Raw genomic sequence first — 17437 nt, 5'->3', positions numbered from 1 at the left:
TTTCTTTCATTTACAAATTTAATAATTCTCTTGGCTTTATGCTATTTTGCTAGCACATTACAAACATAGGAACTAAGAAACTTGGACCCATAAAAAAGAAGGGAAGTAAAAATCACTTCCCTCCCCCACATGGAATTTCTAACAATTAAGTTAAGGCACTATTACAGAATCGACTTCACAGTTTCCAACATACCTTTTTCCTGAATGCTGTCCAAATCAGCTTTTACGGCTGCGGTCAATCCCGGAATCTGATTCAAATCTTCGCCCCAAATAGACTGTGCCGCCAATACACCTTCAGCAATCTTTTGTGTATCGCCAGTCGCCCACAGCTGCTTCAGCAAATCCATGATTTCCGGAGCATCATTCGGAACGATTTCAGCACCGTCTTCGCGTACACCGCCTTTATAATAAGTAATGATAGCAGCCAGTCCCAATACCAAGCCTTTCGGAAGTTCACCCTTACGTTCCAAATATACCTTCAAGCCGGGCAGGTCACGAGTCTGGTATTTCGGGAATGAGTTCAGCATGATAGAGGTCACTTGATGGTCAACGAACGGATTGTTGAAGCGTTCCAGTACATCATGAGCGAATTGTTCCAATTCAGCCTTCGGCAAATTCAAGGTTTCCATCAGTTCGTCAAACATCACCTTGTGGATGAACTTGCCGATAACCGGATGCTGGCAAGCGTCGCGGACAATATTTACTCCCGACAGATATGCAACCGGTGACAATACGGTATGCGGACCGTTCAGCAACGTAACTTTTCTTTCATGATACGGAGCTTCAGACGGAACGAACAAGACATTCAGACCTGCCTTGTCTGCAGGGAATTCTTTTGCCACTTCTTGCGGTGCCTCGATTACCCACAAATGGAAAATTTCACCCTGTACCACCATGTTATCATCATATTGCAGTTTTTCTTTGATAGCATCAATTTCCTTGCGCGGGAATCCCGGAACGATACGGTCTACCAAAGTAGCATATACACCGCAGGCTTTTTCGAACCAATTCTTGAAATCCTCGCCCAAATTCCACAATTCAATATACTGATAAATGGTTTCTTTCAGCTTATGCCCGTTCAAGAAAATCAATTCGCAAGGGAAAATAATCAAACCTTTTGACATATCACCATTGAATGTCTTAAAACGATGATACAGCAATTGGGTCAGTTTACCCGGATAAGAAGCAGCAGGAGCATCATCCAGTTTGCACGAAGGGTCGAAAGCAATACCTGCTTCGGTAGTATTCGAAATCACAAAACGCATCTCAGGCTGCTCGGCAAGTTTCATAAACTCGTCAAATTGACTGTATGGATTCAATGCACGGCTTACTACATCAATCAATGTCAGACTATTCACCACCTGACCTTTATCAAGTCCCTGCAAATTAACGTGATACAAACAGTCTTGATTGTTCAGCGTATCAATCATACCTTTACCCAAAGGCTGCACAATGACTACACTGCTATTGAAATCTGTCTTCTGGTCCATATTATAAACAATCCAGTCGACAAACGCACGTAAAAAGTTACCTTCACCAAATTGAATGATTCTTTCAGGACGAACAGGCTTGTTCGCATTTTCTTTGTTTAACGGTCTCATACTTTGTATTTATTTTTAGGTTTACTGTTGCATACAATACATATTCAAGTTCAAATCACCTTCACAAATGGTAAAAAATATTTATCAAGCACATAACCTACGCATCAACGAAGTGATTAATTTTACTAAATATTCGCTGCAAATATACGAAATATTTTGTTATTCCAAATAAAATTTCTATTTTCGTGTTCGATAACGGAGAATAAAACGATATTTGTGTTGTTCAGCATAAAAAATCGTTCCAGCAATTAGAAAAAGTGAAAATACCTAACAAAAAACATAAACCAAAAAGAAAACTTATATGAAAAAATTTATGGACGAAAATTTCCTGTTGAAAACAGAAACTGCACAGGAATTATACCACAACCACGCTGCCAAGATGCCTATTATCGATTACCATTGCCATTTGATTCCGAAAATGGTAGCCGATGATTATCAATTCAAGTCAATCACAGAAATCTGGCTGGGCGGTGACCACTATAAATGGCGTGCTATGCGTAGCAACGGTGTAGACGAACGCTATTGTACCGGAAAAGACACCACAGATTGGGAAAAATTCGAGAAGTGGGCAGAAACTGTTCCTTACACATTCCGTAACCCCTTGTATCATTGGACTCACCTGGAACTGAAAACCGCTTTCGGTATCGATAAAATCCTGAACCCCTCTACCGCACGTGAAATATTCGAAGAATGTAATGCCAAATTGGCTACTCCTGAATACTCTGCACGCAACTTGATGCGCCGCTACCACGTAGAGACAGTATGTACGACAGACGACCCTGTAGATTCTTTGGAATATCATATCGCAACACGCGAAAGCGGCTTCGAAATCAAGATGCTTCCGGCTTGGCGTCCCGATAAGGCCATGGCTGTAGAATCTGCAGCCAACTATCGTGCTTACATCGAAAAACTGGCGGAAGTAAGCGGCGTAAACATTTCTTCGTTCGATGACATGATTGACGCTTTGCGCAAACGTCATGCATTCTTTGCAGAACAAGGATGTAGATTGTCAGACCACGGAATCGAAGAATTCTATGCTGAAGACTATACAGATGCTGAAATCCGTGCGATATTCAATAAAGTATACGGCGGCACGGAATTGACAAAAGAAGAAATCCTGAAGTTCAAGTCGGCTATGTTGGTTATCTTTGCCGAAATGGACTGGGAAACCGGTTGGGCACAACAATATCACTACGGAGCTATCCGCGACAACAACAGCAAGATGTTCAAGTTATTGGGACCGGATACCGGTTTTGACTCTATCGGTGAATTCAACACAGCCAAATCAATGTCGAAATTCCTCGACCGTTTGAACTCTGAAGGCAAACTGACTAAAACCATCCTGTACAACCTGAATCCATGCGCGAATGAAGTCGTTGCTACCATGCTGGGCAACTTCCAGGACGGTTCGGTACCGGGCAAGATTCAGTTCGGTTCGGGCTGGTGGTTCCTCGATCAGAAAGACGGTATGGAAAAGCAGATGAACGCGCTTTCACTGCTGGGCTTGTTGAGCCGCTTTGTAGGTATGCTTACAGACTCGCGTTCATTCCTGTCTTATCCGCGTCATGAATACTTCCGCCGCACATTATGTAATTTGTTAGGCAATGATGTTGAAAACGGAGAACTCCCGGAATCAGAAATGCCGCGCATCCAGCAAATGGTAGAAGATATTTGCTATAACAACGCAAAGAATTATTTCAATTTCTAATCGTTCTTCATAAATCAGATTTTGCATGAGAAAGCCCGCTATTTGGCGGGCTTCTTTCTTTTTCGTATCTTTGTCCGCTCCTAAAAACAAAAAGACAGAAAGAACATGAAGGTACAATTTATGAGCTTAGGTAGCGGAAGCAGCGGAAACTGTTATTATCTTGCCACCGAGACATGCAGTATATTAATAGATGCCGGAGTAGGCATCCGCACTGTAAAGAAAATATTCAAGGATTACAACATTGACATGCAGTGTATCCACGCCATCTTTATCACACATGACCATGCCGACCATATAAAAGCTGTAGGCAACCTTGCCAAACGGTATAATATCCCCGTCTATGCCACACAGGCTATCCACAAAGGTATGGAGCGCAGCTACTGCATGACCGAAAAACTTTCGGCAGACTGCATCCGTCTGATAGAAAAAGAAAAAACTATCAGCCTGGGTGATTTCACCATAACCTGCTTCGAGGTGCCTCATGACGGTACAGACAATGTGGGTTATTGCATAGAAACAGGCGACAAGACTTTCGCCTTTCTTACCGATATGGGCCACATTACCCCTACAGCTGCTTCATACATCGAACGTGCCGATTACCTGATTCTGGAAGCCAATTACGATGATGCCATGCTGCAGATGGGACCTTATCCCCCTTATCTGAAAGCACGTATCGCCGGGCCAAACGGACACATGAGCAACCGTGAGGCAGCCCAGTTTATTGCCGAGCACTTTCCTTCCCACCTGAAGGTACTTTGGCTTTGCCATCTAAGCAAAGACAACAACCATCCGGAACTTGCATACAAGACCGTAGAACTTGCCTTGCGCGAACAAGGCATCGTAGCAGGACGCGATATACAACTTTGCGCACTAAAGCGCACGCTGCCTTCAGAGTTGTATACTTTCGAATAAGATTGTCTGATTCTGGAAAAAGTCCCACAGATAGATGCGCCGACACATATAGGTTCATCTGCTGTAAGATTATTAATCTTCAGGCTGCAAGATTATTAATCTTACAAGCGGAAGATTATTAATCTTACACCAGACGAAGCTATCTGCGTGCGTTGAAGCAAGAAGATAATAACGACAACCTTTTATACCATGCGCGGTATGAAATTGTGTATTTTAATAGGACACAGAAGACACGGAAAGGCACAGACGAACACAGATTTTTATATTTTCCTTCTGTGTATTCTTGTGTAGTCTGTGTTCTATGATAGCATCAACAAAATGCACAAATCTATATTGCGCATAGTATAAATCAGCTAAACGATATGTATCAGGAGCTATCTTACACGTACCAATTCATAATCACGGTTGCCCAACCCGATTTTTTCAGCATGAGCCAAACACGTTTTATATTCCGCGTTCGGATTGGTATTGTCGAAATGGTCATGATGGTCATGAAAATGAGGACTTGCCATTTCATCCGCCAACTGGCTATCGGGCAAAGGAGTCTGTTTCAAACAAGCGTCTACACATGCCTGGTCTAAAGCCAACGGGTCGAAAGATGCGAACATGCCCACATCGGGTATAATCGGAGTGTCATTGCCCGAATGGCAATCACAAGTCGGCGAGACATCGCACACCAAGGAGATATGGAAGTTTGGCCTGCCATAAACTACGGCTTTCGTATATTCAGCCATCCGGCAATTCAGCTCTTTGATTGCCGCATCTTGGGCAAAGCCGATTGCATCAAAATTACATGCCCCGATGCAGCGTCCGCAACCTACACAGTTGTCTTGGTTGATAGACATCTTCTTCCGCCCTTCGTCAAAAACAAGACCGTCATTCGCACATTCGCGCATGCACCTCTTACACCCCCTGCATGCATCCTGATTGATAACAGGCTTTCCGTTGCAGTGCTGGTCTTTCTTTCCGGCTCTCGACCCGCATCCCATACCGATATTCTTTATTGCGCCTCCGAATCCGGTCATCTCATGCCCTTTGAAATGAGTGAGTGAAATAAAAATATCGGCATCCATTACGGCACGGCCGATTCTCGCTTCTTTTACATATTCACCTCCAGCCACAGGCACCGCGATGTCATCCGTTCCTTTCAGGCCATCGCCGATAATCACCGGACAGCCTACGGTCAAAGGCGTAAAGCCATTCTCCCATGCACAATACAGATGTTCAATGGCATTCTTGCGGCTGCCCGGATACAATGTATTGCAATCGGTAAGGAATGGCTTCCCACCACATTGTTTCACCATATCCACTACAGCCCGTGCATAGTTCGGACGAAGGAAACTCAAGTTCCCCAGTTCGCCGAAATGCATCTTGATAGCGACAAACTTTCCGTCCATATCTATTGTATTCAGACCTGCTGCCTTTATCAGCCTTTTCAGCTTGTCAGCAGGCCCTTCATCAGGTTTGCACCGGAAATCGGTATAATAAACCTTGCTTTTTGTTTTTACTTCATCCATTGTCTTATTCCTTTTGGTCGATACCGCAAAGATAATCGAAAATCACATTACAGGCAATAAAAAAGCAGATTAACACAAATCCTTCCAATCTGCATTAATCCGCTTTCTTATTATATCACAATGTCTTATTTCGTACGGCGAACCGTATGGAGCACTTTCCCGTCCTTGTCCATCATGTGTAGGCAAAGCTCGTGTTTGTCTACCGTAATGAGCGAGAAACCTGTCGCACCGCTACAGAACTGCGTGCCGTCTACCGGTTTCACTTCGCGTGCCAACGAGCCGGAAGTGTTCACCACATAGTCAATCTTGCTGTCCGTCTTACGGATGTGCTGGAAGTTATGGATATGGCCACATACGTACATGTCTACATTGCCATGCTTGCGCAAAATAGAGTCTACCCGCTTCTGCATGTCCGTCCGTTCGCTATCGTTCTTATCGGTATCGGCATAGATGGGGTGATGGCCTACCACCATTACCCAGTCTTCTTTGGCCGAAGTCAATACCGAATCCAGCCATGCCAACTGCTTGTCCATATCTTGTTTGCCTGCATCGGGATATTTCTCGGTATCTTCACGGTATTTGTCAAGCAAAGGTGGCGTATCAATCATCACCAAGCGGATAGTCGCCCCGTCTTCCTCCATCACCTTTGTATAATAGCGTGCCGGCATCTCCCACCGTGCGCTGACATTGCTATAATCCAACACCGCCTGCGTATTGCCACGGTATTCATGATTCCCTAAAATGGGATACCAGGGCAACATCAAATCGGGATGGCTGTATATCAGTTCGTAATTGGTCATCCACAAAGGGTCTTGCACACTGCGCACCCCCTCGAAATGATGCACGTCACCGGCAGCTACTACAAATTCGATATCAATCGTTTCTGCCATTTTACCCATCAGTTCGGCTATCGGCTTCTGATCGTAATAACCGTTGCGCCCAAGGTCGTTTGCCAAATAAAAATTAAGCGGTTTTTCCAAAGATTTCCACGTTGCCGCATCTTGCGCGAAAGCGACTACAGCCGCCATTACCAGGAATAAAGAGATTCCTATTTTCTTCATTGATTTCATTTGCTTAAAGATAAATGTTGATTAATAATTATGCGACAAAATTAGGAGGTAATTCTGAATTAAAACTGAAACCTCCTGCTGTATGTCTTAATAAAAAATCCGGGTACTGGAGTTATTTCCGGTCCCGGACCTCTTAGGAAAAAAGAATGTATATCAGAGTTGTATCAGAGATACCGCATTATTCCCCATATGCACCATAATGAGCGGCAACTGCCGGTGAAGTATAAGTTTCGCCGTTAACGGTCAGGCCGGTTGTCGAGAAGTAAGGAGCGGCAAATGCCTCTGTACCATCACAAGCACCCGTCAGAGCCGGAGAGCCTGCCTGCAAATGGAAGTCCCAAGCATCGTTGTAAACATAGTCGGTCAAACCTACACCATTGATGTCGAAACCAACAAATTGCGGATCTTTCAAATCGTTTTCTGTAGCGATAACGCTATGCACGTCTACCACACCTACATTGTAATCTTCGTGTTCATAGTTATAACCTTGCCATGCGTATGCCACACCCGATTCGTCTTCACCATCCCATACAATATCACTCGGTTGGTTACCCGATGCATAATAGTTGTAATCAATTACAGAATCGTCATCGTAACCTTCTTCGGGGTCGTTCGGAATGTCAAAGCTCGGAGTCATCGCGCGGAACTTGCAGTTTACCATCAAATTATTGAATACATTAGCCAAAATATTCTTCTCTACATAGATGCAACCGCCTTTTTCTCCATCGCGTCTCCATCCTGCATTGATGATAGTATTGTTGTAAGCTTGAACCAAAGCCTGGGCACGGTTTTCGCTCTGACCTGAACTAGAGAGCTTCAAGCCGTTGGTGTTCGGGCTGAACATCACGTTTCCGGCAATGTCTACCTTGCAACCTGCTTTCACGTTTACAGCCTCAGCACCATCGAATCCGTTAGCGGCAAAGACATTGTTCATAATAATCGCTTCACCACCCATCAAATAAATGCCATCCGACCATCCGTTACGCAAGATTGAATTCGTAATCACGTATTTACCATTGATATTATTGGTAGTAATCTGCGGATAAGCATCGTCACCGGCGGTATACACACCCGAAGTTGCTGCAGGAGAACCTTCTACTACCTGACCACCGGTATATTCTATGATTGTATGGTCAATCAACATTTCGCCACAAGTTTCCGAAGCTACAATACCCCCCCAAAGACCTGCAAAAATATTCGCCTCTGTGCGGTCGGCTTCAGGAATAGAAAAACGAACAGGTTTTTCTTCTGTACCTTCGCAATACAAGTTTCCATTTACCGTAAACTCTACAGGCACATGGTTCGCTCCTACACCGGCTGTGCTGGCGATGATTTGGACACCTTCTTTAATAATCAATGTTTTGCCTTCGGGCACCGTGTAATGATTAGTCAGGTTGATTATTGTATCAACCGGCCAAGTCACCGTATTGGTATTGTTCCATTGGTCTTCCAGACTTACAGGACCTTCCGGATCATCGCCATTCGGTTCATCCGGTTCTTCTACAGGAGGATTCTGCGGTTCGTTCTCATCATCACTACAAGCAGCGAAGAATGATACGCTCATCAAAGCTGCACCTACGAATAAAAACTTCTTAAAATTCATAATTGAAAAGATTAAATGTGTTTGTTAGTCAATATGTTCTGTTTTTCTTTTTTACAATTTATACCTTACACCTAACATAATGGTCTGTCCGTGCCATTCTTTACGCTCGATAACATTGCCATTATGACGTTCATAATCAATGTTTGCCGTGCGAGGTCCGTTCTGAATGTAGCGGTACAAGGGCACATCCAACAGATTGGAAGCTTTCGCAAATATATTCACGCCACATTTGAAGCTCTTCTCTACCGATACGTCCAACTGGAAATAGCCGTCTTCCCAAATATCATTATCATACCAGTTCGAAATATCACTCAGACGTTTGCCTGTATAGCTTCCGGCGATTTGCCCTTCCCATCCATATTTCGTGCTCTTGAAGAGCAAGGAAAGATTTGCCACGTGGGCAGCTTGACCAAACAATGGACGAGATTGTTTTTGAGTCCTTACTTCCGAACCTTCCATGATGCGTTTATCAGTTGTTATCTTCGAGTGTGTATACGTATAGTTCGCTTTGATACCGAACCAATTGAAATATTTCATAATATCCACTTCCACACCCAAATTGGTTGCATCGCCAAAGTTCATCGGTTGGTAATACGTATCCTGACCCTCGTTTATCAAACCGTATTCAATCGGATTTTGAATATTCTTATAAAACAGGCCGACCATAAACTGCTCCGAAGACTTCGGGAAAAATTCGTAACGCAAATCCACATTATCCGCAACCGTATGCTTCAAGTCGGGATTACCTTTTTCCTTATAGTCTTCGTTGATAATGCTATAAGGCACAATTTCGAAGAAGCTCGGACGATTGATGGCACGGGCGTATGAGAAACGCAAATTGGCATTTTCGTGCACATTGTATTTTGCGTGGAAACTGGGCAATACATCCGTATACTTTTGATTGCCTTCGGGGTCTACATCACGCGGGAATTTCAATACATATCCCTGATTGGTATGTTCCACACGGACACCCGCTATCAATTCCCATTTATTATAGGTATATTTCACCATGCCATAGCCTGCCCCTACTTTTTCTGAAGCGTCATAGTTGAGCGGGTCGCCGATATTACCATAACGGCGCGGTGTAATCAAGATTTCATCGAAATTATTCCAATCCTCGCCCAAATATTGCGGATCCTTGCTTCCGGTAGCCGAATCGAAAGTATATTCATTGAAGAAGCTGTCACGTTTCTTATCACGATACATACCGCCGATTGAGAAATCGAACACCGGACCTCCGTCCAGCTGCCACTTATAACTCAAGTCTACATATCCCGCCTTGTCTTTATCAGAATTGTGTTCCCACCGGCGTGTAGCCGCACCCGATGTCTGCAGGTGTGTCCCTTGCAGGAATATTTCCGCATTGTCCGGCGTTTCACTATAAGCTTTCGAAATGACCGCCGACCAATTCAGTTTCAAGGCTCCGCCTTCTAAGAACTGATGTTCACCTTTCAGGGTTGAATTGATAATGTACTGGCGGTTCCACTTCATCCGGACTGCACGTTCCTGATCGTCCTCCCCATCACGTACTTCCGCTTCACGCATGTCCATATAGCCATTGTACCAAGTCAACTTATGGTTTTCGTTGATGTGATAATCCAGCTTGGCATGGGCACCGATACGGGTCTGTTGGGTGGAATAATTACGGTACACGATACCGTTATGCGAAGTTCCGGGCTGATAATAAATTTGGCTCTCTTTGCCACGATACGTATTCAGATAACTTCCCGCCAACATCACGCCCAGCTTGTCATCGAAGAAACGGTCTCCATAAGAAATGCCTGCTGTAAGGTCGGGCATCGGACGCTTCCATTTCATCCGCAAGTTCGACATCGTGAAGTTATCCTGTGTCACCTGATAATCTTCCGGTTTCCCCATCGCTTCGTATGGCGAATCTTTCACTATGTCCCCGTAGTCGAACGACTGGAAATCGCGGTCGAAATACATAGCGTTATAACCGGTAGAAATGCTTGCCGTGAACTGACGTTCCGTAGGCGCATCTTTCATCACCAGATTGACCGCACCGCCGATGCCGTCGCCTTCCATATTGGCAGTAAGTGATTTGGTCACCTCCAACCGGTCGAGCATCTCAGAAGGGAATATGTCAAGAGGGACGAAACGGTTCTTATTATCGGGACTTGGAATCTTCACCCCATTAATTAAGGTATAATTGTAACGCTTGTCCATACCGCGCAGGATAGCATACTGCCCTTCCCCACTGCTGTTACGCTCGATCGTCACACCCGACATACGCTGGATTACATTCGCGACCGTGATATCCGGAGAAAGCTCGATGGCTTTTGCACTCATCACGTTCACCACGTTCATCGCCTTACGCTCGATGGCGCGTGCACCAGCTTCACTTCGTCCGGGATTGGTAGCCACCACGGTGACTTCTCCCAGCAGCACATCATCACTTGCCAATGGTATTTCTATATCCGAATCCTTCGAAGTGACCTGCATTTCGTAGCTCTTATAACCAATATATGTACAGATAATCGTAAACGTCGGACGGTTCACCGACAGACTGAAACTTCCGTCAAGTCCCGTCACTGCGCCTTTCGACGGCTCTTCCTTCACCACGACTGATGCACCGATAATCTCTTCACCGGTCTTTGCATCTTTTATCTTTCCTTTGATGTCCATCGCATTGGCACTGGCTGCCGTGAGCAACGCCAAGCCCAAAACAACTCTCTTTCTCATAACAATCTTTTTCCCTTTTTGCTTGTTTGACGCCGCAAAAGTAGAGGCAATGTTTTTCAAGACAGTTTCACAAATGTTTCATTTCCGCTACACATGCGAAAGAGGTGCGAAAAGAGTGCTTTTTGAAGATTTTTTGAAGACGATATTACATTCGTGTTACAAATTCAGACCATGTATGACAATTTTATAGTGCATGTGACATTTTATTCAATATAAAGGACGAGAATCGGTACAATCTGATACTTTTGCAATTCGAAACCATACCTTTTTTTATATGAAAATTATACGAAAAAGCCAGCAGACTGACTGTCTTACCATTTATAATTTAATATGCGATATGGAGGCCCAAACGCTTCCGTACGAAACATTCGAAGAAATTTACTCCAGACAATTGGAGAACGACTGTTACATTTGCTTAGTATACGAAATAAATGGAGAGGTGATTGGCTGCATCAACCTGCGAATGGAATACCAGCTGCACCACGCCGGACGGATATGCGAGATTATGGAATTGGCGGTACGCTCCGACCGCCGCAGTCAAGGCATCGGCAGATGTCTTTTCAATGCTGCTTACAATGAGGCAAAAGCCCAAGGTTGCCTCCAGATAGAAGTGTGCTGCAACCAACTGCGCCTCCGTACCCACCGTTTCTATGAAGTGTGCGGAATGCATAACTTCCACTACAAGTTCTCACTTAGTCTTACCCAAACGGGTGATTACGACAACAAACTGGGGAGGTGAAATTATCATTTTCACGCCAACAATTAGAAGCTGTTTTGAATTTCTCGTGCGATGATTTGGGATGAGTTTTTGAGGCATTTCCGCTTCTGTGATGAGGAAGATAGCGGGCTATCTGACGAAGAACAGGAGCGAAAAGGACCAAAAAATCGCCCAAAGCACACACGAAAACGGATACATCAAGCCAAGAAAAACTTTTTGGAGAAATTCAAAACAGCTTCTTAGTAACAGGCAATCTTATTCCTGCAGGAAAAGGCGTAAGCGGAAGTACACAGAAAATCGTCACCTTTGCCTGCAAATCACCAGGATAATATAAGGTATATGGATTTATCGAATTGGTTTAAAAGTTTTGAATGGGTATCGCACGACTCACGGAAGAAGAGCGGAAACGTTTTTTCGCTGAGTGTGGAAAGAATTGCGTGCGCAACGGCGTGTTACCCATTTACGAAAAGCTGTACAAAGATGCCAACGGCAACATGGATACATTCTTCCGCAAAGCAAACGAACTGCCTGGAGTCAGCGGAAAGGTAGTGAAAGAAGGACAGATATACCGTCTTTCCTTTCTGGAATGCACATGCGGACTGCACACAGAGGGGTATGTCCGCACACCCCTGCTGTGTGAATGCTCACGTCAAAGCGTACTCTATGCATTGCACAGCCTGTGGCAGGAACATGATTTCCGTGTAACGCTCTGCTGTTCCATCCTACAGGGAAACGAGAAGTGCATAATGCAGATTGAGGTAATACAAGGCAGAAGTCAATCTTCCTGAGTCACTTCCACATCGGGTAAGGAAATACTATCAACTACCTTCTGCCAGTAAGCACGGACATCTTTCCAATGGTAGAAAGGCGCACAATCGGTCTTGACGGGAAGCGTCACCTCACGCTCGTTCAGAAGAAGCTTCACCAGAATGTCATCATTTTCCGGCTTACGGAAAAAAATGAGTTGCACGTTGCCGCACATCGGAATAATACGGTAGGTGCGGTAGGTATCGGCTATCTTTTGCCAATCACCGGTAGAAGCAGACAAATGATTGCACCCCATCAGCGTGGCCAAGGGAGCCAGATTGGTATCATGCCCATAACGAAGGGTAACGCAATTCCGTTTCGAAGCGATGACCGTATCGGCAGTCTCTACAAAATTACGGAGCAGGTTACGTTCTACCTTGTACATACAAGCACCGCTCAGCGGGGATGCGCCTTTCTCGTAATACCACTCGAAGTTATTACGTTGCCACAAGTCGTAACGTTCATCTTCGGTAAACAAGAACGCCAAATCAGGCTGATTGTAACTGCTTTGGCTGATTCCGTCCAGTTCGAAGAGGTCCATCATCAGTCCCGTAGGATCTTCCACAGCCTGAGGACGGGTGAAGAGCTGCTTCATCAGACGGTCAGGATGCACGTATATGCTGTCGGCAGCACGATAGACCGAATCAGCATTTGCCAAATGGACAGCTTCGTAGGGTTCGTTCTTATACTTTATATAATAAAGGTCATGATTGCTGGCATCGTTGGTGATATTCAATTTCGGATTTAAACCTTTCAGCTCCACACACCCGGCGGTCATCGAAAGGAAAGCACGGGTCTTATAGGTAGAGCGGGCATCCACGTGTACACCTTCAGTAAACACTTGCGGATAACGGGCAAACATACGGCGTACCAACTGGCGATGTTGTTCAGCTCCTTTCGGAGTGAGTTCTCCATAGCGTCCTTCGGCTTCCTGCGCCAGACTTTCCACTATCTTGAGTGCCCGTTTCCCATCGGCGGTAAGGATATGTTGCTTTTCGGCATTACGCAAGACAGCCAAGGGCTTATCGTATTTTTTCTGCTTGGTAAGATAACGTGAACCGTGACGGGCGAACATCGAGATGTAAAAGGGTTCATAGCCTTCAGGAGCCGGAGTAAGTTCTACGGACGGAGCCTGATAGGCATAATACTTACCGGCTGCCAAAGCCGGGTTTTGGCGGATTTCATCCTTTGCGGTCTGTGCTGACACTGACAAGGCAACACAAAACAAGGGAACAAACGATAACAATCTTTTCATACTATCTTATAAATAAAAAACGGATGTAAATGTAGAGATTCTTCCCTACACTTACACCCGTTGATACGTTAAAAGATAACGTCAGCCTTTGAAATGAAACAGGACTGAAATATATTTGTCACGCTTATTGCGCCGGCATACTTACGATCTCTTGCATAATGCGTACGGCGGTCTGCACGTCTTTTACGTCTTTGATGACCATGCTTCGCTTACCGTTTTGCTCACGCAGGTTACATATACGCGGGTTCTGTGACATATAGTTGATTATTTTCCCGAACGCCTCGCTTTGATAATAGGGGCTCTCCAGGTTGCTGACAAAATACAGCGTCATCCGCTCTAACTTGAGGATAACCTTTTCGATGCCCATCCGTTTCGCCATCCGGCGCAAGGGAACGATACGTATCAGTTCTTCTCCTTCGGGCGGAATCTTGCCGAAACGGTCTACCAGCCTTGCCTTGAAGGCTTCGACATCCTTGTCCAATTCCAGTTTATCCAATTCGCGGTAAAGCAGCATACGCTCGCTGCTGCTGGGAATGTACTCGTTGGGGAAAAGCAATTCGAGGTCGCTCTCTACCGTACATTCGTCAACAAATCCCTCTCCGCTCAGTTTTTCTTCACCCGCTTTGATTTCATCGGCATAAAGTTCGGCAAACTCATCGTTCTTCAATTCAGTCACCGCCTCTGCCAGAATCTTCTGATAGGTCTCATAACCCAGGTCGGCAATGAAACCGCTCTGCTCAGCACCCAGCATATTCCCGGCACCGCGGATATCAAGGTCCTGCATGGCAATGTGAATGCCGCTTCCTAAGTCGCTGAAGTTCTCGATAGCTTGCAAACGGCGTTTGGCTTCGGGGGTCAGAGTAGACAAGGGGGGAGCCAGCAGATAACAGAAAGCTTTCTTGTTGCTCCGCCCTACCCGTCCGCGCATCTGGTGCAGGTCGCTCAATCCGAAATTCTGCGCCTGGTTAATGATGATGGTATTGGCGTTGGGAATATCGATACCGCTCTCGATGATGGTGGTGGCAAGCAACACATCGTAATCATAATTCACAAAGTCGAAGATGATTTTCTCCAGTTCTTCGGGTTTCATTTGTCCGTGCCCCACGCACACACGGCAATCGGGAATGTTACGTTCTATCATCGCTTTCAGTTCGGACAGATTCTGGATGCGGTTGTTTACGAAAAACACTTGCCCGTTACGGCTCATTTCAAAGTTGATAGCATCGGCAATGATTTCTTCATTGAACGTGTGCACCTCGGTCTGTATGGGATAACGGTTGGGCGGCGGGGTCTGGATAACCGACAGGTCGCGTGCTCCCATCAACGAAAACTGCAAGGTACGCGGAATAGGCGTAGCGGTCATTGTCAGCGTATCGACGTTCACTTTCAGCTGACGCAGTTTTTCCTTCACGCTCACGCCGAATTTCTGTTCCTCATCGATAATCAGTAACCCAAGGTCTTTGAACTTCACACTCTTGCCGATAATCTTGTGCGTGCCTATCAGGATGTCTATCTTTCCGTCGGCAAGTTCCTTCAAGATACGGCTGGTGTCTTTTGCCGTACGGGCACGGCTCAGGTAGTCTACCTTGCACGGCATTCCTTCCAACCGCTTGCTGAACGTCTGGAAATGCTGGAACGCCAGCACGGTAGTAGGTACCAGCACTGCTACTTGCTTGTTGTCGGTCACCGCCTTGAAGGCTGCACGCACAGCCACTTCGGTCTTGCCGAATCCTACATCGCCACACACCAGACGGTCCATCGGACGGTCGCTTTCCATATCTGCTTTTACCTCTTGTGTAGCTTTCAGCTGGTCGGGCGTATCTTCGTAAAGGAAACTTGCTTCCAGTTCGTGTTGCAGAAAACTATCGGGGCTGTACTTGAAGCCCTTTTCCTGCTTGCGGCGCGAATAGAGCTTGATAAGGTCGCGGGCGATGTCCTTGATTTTCGTTTTGGTACGTTCCTTCATCTTCTCCCACGCCCCGGTACCCAGCTTGCTGATGCGAGGCTGCTCGCCTTCTTTCCCTTTATACTTCGAAATCTTATGCAACGAATGGATGGAAACGAAGACTACATCGTCATTTTGATATACCAACTTGATAACTTCCTGCGTAGTGTTCCCATTGGGGATGCGCACCAGTCCGGCAAACTTTCCGATACCGTGGTCGATATGCACCACATAGTCTCCCGGTTCAAACTGGCTCAGTTCTTTCAGCGAAAGCGCTACCTTTCCGCTACGTGCCTTGTCGCTGCGTAAATTGTATTTATGAAAACGGTCGAATATCTGATGGTCGGTAAAAATGCAACACTTCAGTGTATGGTCGATGAAGCCTTCGTGCAAAGTGCGGTCTACCGGCACAAATGATATCTTATCGCCACGTTCTTGAAAAATGTCACGCAAGCGGTCGGTCTGCTTCACACTGTCCGAACAGATATACAACTGATATCCCCGCTGCCGGTAATCGGTCAGGGTGCTCGCCACCAAATCGAAATTCTTATGGAAAATCGGCTGAATGGAAGTTTGGAATGCCAACGTTGCCTGAGGAGTGCCTGCCGCTTTATGCCCAAAATCTATCCGCCGGAAAGACAATGCCTTTTGCAGAAAATCAGGCCCGGAAATTAATTTTTTCCGCAAATTTACCCAGTCGGTTTCCTCCCCTTCGTATGCCTGCACTGCCTGAGGAGAAAAAACCTCATCGTGTACCGTCTGGATACGCTCACGCACCCACATCAAGTCTTTGACCCACAGCACACATGTCTCAGGGACAAACTCCAACAGACACACATCCCCGTCAGAAGCCTCCGACAATTCGGGAACAATACTTACCGCATCTTTCTTCTCTTTCGAAAGTTGCGAATCCACCTCAAACGTACGAATACTGTCTATCTCATCACCAAAGAAATCAATACGATACGGATATTCTGATGCGAACGAATATACATCGAGAATACTTCCCCGCATTGCAAACTGTCCTGGCTCATACACATAGTCAACACGATGAAAACCGTATTTTACCAATTCTCCGGTTATCACTTCCGTATCGATGTGCTGTCCGATACGAAGACACAACATCCGTTCATCCAGCGACTTTTGGGATACCACTTTTTCTGCCAACGCATCCGGATAAGTCACCACCGTAACAGGTTTCTCCTGTTTCAACCGTGCCAATACTTCCGTACGCAATATCTCATTGGCTGCATCACGCTGACCATACTTAATGGCCCGCCGAAACGAAGAAGGGAAAAACAAAATCTCTTCATCACCATCGGCCTGTACCATATCGTGATAAAAATATCCTGCTTCTTCCAAATCATTCAAGATAAAAAGATTCACCCGGGAATACTGCTTAATGAAAGCCGATGCAAAAAAAGAAGCACACGAAGCATGAGTGCCTTCCATAAAAACAGTACGTATATCTTGATTCTGCAAAAGTTTCACCAAAGCCCCCACATTCGGATGTTTGGCATAAATTTGTTGAAGTCCAGCTATTTCCATTGTAATTCCTATAGATGGCGCAAAATTACAAAATTATTGCTACATTTGCA

12 protein-coding genes are annotated in these 17437 nt (G+C 45.5%); 5 read left to right on the top strand and 7 right to left on the bottom strand.

Going from position 1 to position 17437, the window contains the following annotated elements:
• Window positions 1–161: 161 nt before the first annotated feature.
• Window positions 162–1601: a tagaturonate reductase gene (locus B5G04_RS12135; protein WP_022039143.1), complete on the bottom strand. Its 1440-nt coding sequence runs from the start codon at window positions 1599–1601 to the stop codon at window positions 162–164.
• Window positions 1602–1902: 301 nt separating this feature from the next.
• On the opposite strand from B5G04_RS12135, the gene uxaC reads away from it, so the two are divergent.
• Window positions 1903–3309, top strand: coding sequence for a glucuronate isomerase (gene uxaC, locus B5G04_RS12130; protein ID WP_013616758.1), 1407 nt, complete (start codon window positions 1903–1905; stop codon window positions 3307–3309).
• Between the two features lie 105 nt (window positions 3310–3414).
• Window positions 3415–4221 (top strand): MBL fold metallo-hydrolase, encoded by an 807-nt coding sequence (locus B5G04_RS12125; RefSeq protein WP_087212578.1) that lies wholly within the window; start codon window positions 3415–3417, stop codon window positions 4219–4221.
• A 374-nt stretch (window positions 4222–4595) separates the two neighbouring features.
• Here B5G04_RS12125 and B5G04_RS12120 read toward each other — a convergent pair whose 3' ends face one another.
• The 4 genes from B5G04_RS12120 to B5G04_RS12105 form a co-directional block, all read right to left on the bottom strand.
• Complete coding sequence (locus B5G04_RS12120; RefSeq protein ID WP_087397346.1) at window positions 4596–5738, bottom strand: DUF362 domain-containing protein; 1143 nt, start codon at window positions 5736–5738, stop codon at window positions 4596–4598.
• A 125-nt stretch (window positions 5739–5863) separates the two neighbouring features.
• The gene (locus tag B5G04_RS12115; protein WP_239414095.1) at window positions 5864–6766 is read right to left on the bottom strand and encodes a metallophosphoesterase; all 903 of its coding nucleotides are present in this window, start codon (window positions 6764–6766) and stop codon (window positions 5864–5866) included.
• A gap of 220 nt (window positions 6767–6986) precedes the next feature.
• Entirely contained in the window at window positions 6987–8411 is a 1425-nt protein-coding gene (locus B5G04_RS12110) for a hypothetical protein (RefSeq protein WP_087212581.1), read from the bottom strand.
• Between the two features lie 51 nt (window positions 8412–8462).
• On the bottom strand, window positions 8463–11114 hold the full coding sequence (locus B5G04_RS12105; RefSeq protein ID WP_087212584.1) for a TonB-dependent receptor: 2652 nt from the start codon (window positions 11112–11114) through the stop codon (window positions 8463–8465).
• A 274-nt stretch (window positions 11115–11388) separates the two neighbouring features.
• Between B5G04_RS12105 and B5G04_RS12100 the strand changes: the two genes are divergently transcribed.
• The 3 genes from B5G04_RS12100 (at window position 11389) to B5G04_RS12090 (ending at window position 12620) form a co-directional block, all read left to right on the top strand.
• Window positions 11389–11853, top strand: coding sequence for a GNAT family N-acetyltransferase (locus tag B5G04_RS12100; protein ID WP_087397344.1), 465 nt, complete (start codon window positions 11389–11391; stop codon window positions 11851–11853).
• Window positions 11854–11904: 51 nt separating this feature from the next.
• A complete protein-coding gene (locus B5G04_RS19880; RefSeq protein ID WP_158098033.1) occupies window positions 11905–12075 on the top strand; it encodes a hypothetical protein in 171 nt (56 codons plus the stop codon).
• 128 nt (window positions 12076–12203) lie between these two features.
• The gene (locus tag B5G04_RS12090; RefSeq protein ID WP_337625212.1) at window positions 12204–12620 is read left to right on the top strand and encodes a hypothetical protein; all 417 of its coding nucleotides are present in this window, start codon (window positions 12204–12206) and stop codon (window positions 12618–12620) included.
• Here the strand turns inward: B5G04_RS12090 and B5G04_RS12085 are convergent.
• Window positions 12608–13894, bottom strand: a complete 1287-nt coding sequence (locus B5G04_RS12085; RefSeq protein WP_087397342.1) for a histidine-type phosphatase — start codon at window positions 13892–13894, stop codon at window positions 12608–12610. The two genes, B5G04_RS12090 and B5G04_RS12085, sit on opposite strands and share 13 nt — an antisense overlap.
• 124 nt (window positions 13895–14018) lie before the next feature.
• Entirely contained in the window at window positions 14019–17387 is a 3369-nt protein-coding gene (mfd, locus tag B5G04_RS12080; protein WP_087397339.1) for a transcription-repair coupling factor, read from the bottom strand.
• Between the last annotated feature and the right edge of the window lie 50 nt (window positions 17388–17437).

This window comes from Bacteroides sp. An51A (genome assembly GCF_002161565.1).
GTDB classification, from domain to species: domain Bacteria; phylum Bacteroidota; class Bacteroidia; order Bacteroidales; family Bacteroidaceae; genus Phocaeicola; species Phocaeicola intestinalis.
Note: the sequence above shows the minus strand (reverse complement) of the source record. Positions and strands in the feature narration are given on the sequence as shown.

Excerpts from the sequence above, each read along its gene's own strand:
- B5G04_RS12135 (WP_022039143.1), bottom strand. The coding sequence starts at position 1,601 with ATGAGACCGTTAAACAAAGAAAATGCGAACAAGCCTGTTCGTCCTGAA.
- uxaC (WP_013616758.1), top strand. The coding sequence starts at position 1,903 with ATGAAAAAATTTATGGACGAAAATTTCCTGTTGAAAACAGAAACTGCA.
- B5G04_RS12125 (WP_087212578.1), top strand. The coding sequence starts at position 3,415 with ATGAAGGTACAATTTATGAGCTTAGGTAGCGGAAGCAGCGGAAACTGT.
- B5G04_RS12120 (WP_087397346.1), bottom strand. The coding sequence starts at position 5,738 with ATGGATGAAGTAAAAACAAAAAGCAAGGTTTATTATACCGATTTCCGG.
- B5G04_RS12115 (WP_239414095.1), bottom strand. The coding sequence starts at position 6,766 with ATGGCGGCTGTAGTCGCTTTCGCGCAAGATGCGGCAACGTGGAAATCT.
- B5G04_RS12110 (WP_087212581.1), bottom strand. The coding sequence starts at position 8,411 with ATGAATTTTAAGAAGTTTTTATTCGTAGGTGCAGCTTTGATGAGCGTA.
- B5G04_RS12105 (WP_087212584.1), bottom strand. The coding sequence starts at position 11,114 with ATGAGAAAGAGAGTTGTTTTGGGCTTGGCGTTGCTCACGGCAGCCAGT.
- B5G04_RS12100 (WP_087397344.1), top strand. The coding sequence starts at position 11,389 with ATGAAAATTATACGAAAAAGCCAGCAGACTGACTGTCTTACCATTTAT.
- B5G04_RS19880 (WP_158098033.1), top strand. The coding sequence starts at position 11,905 with ATGATTTGGGATGAGTTTTTGAGGCATTTCCGCTTCTGTGATGAGGAA.
- B5G04_RS12090 (WP_337625212.1), top strand. The coding sequence starts at position 12,204 with ATGGGTATCGCACGACTCACGGAAGAAGAGCGGAAACGTTTTTTCGCT.
- B5G04_RS12085 (WP_087397342.1), bottom strand. The coding sequence starts at position 13,894 with ATGAAAAGATTGTTATCGTTTGTTCCCTTGTTTTGTGTTGCCTTGTCA.
- mfd (WP_087397339.1), bottom strand. The coding sequence starts at position 17,387 with ATGGAAATAGCTGGACTTCAACAAATTTATGCCAAACATCCGAATGTG.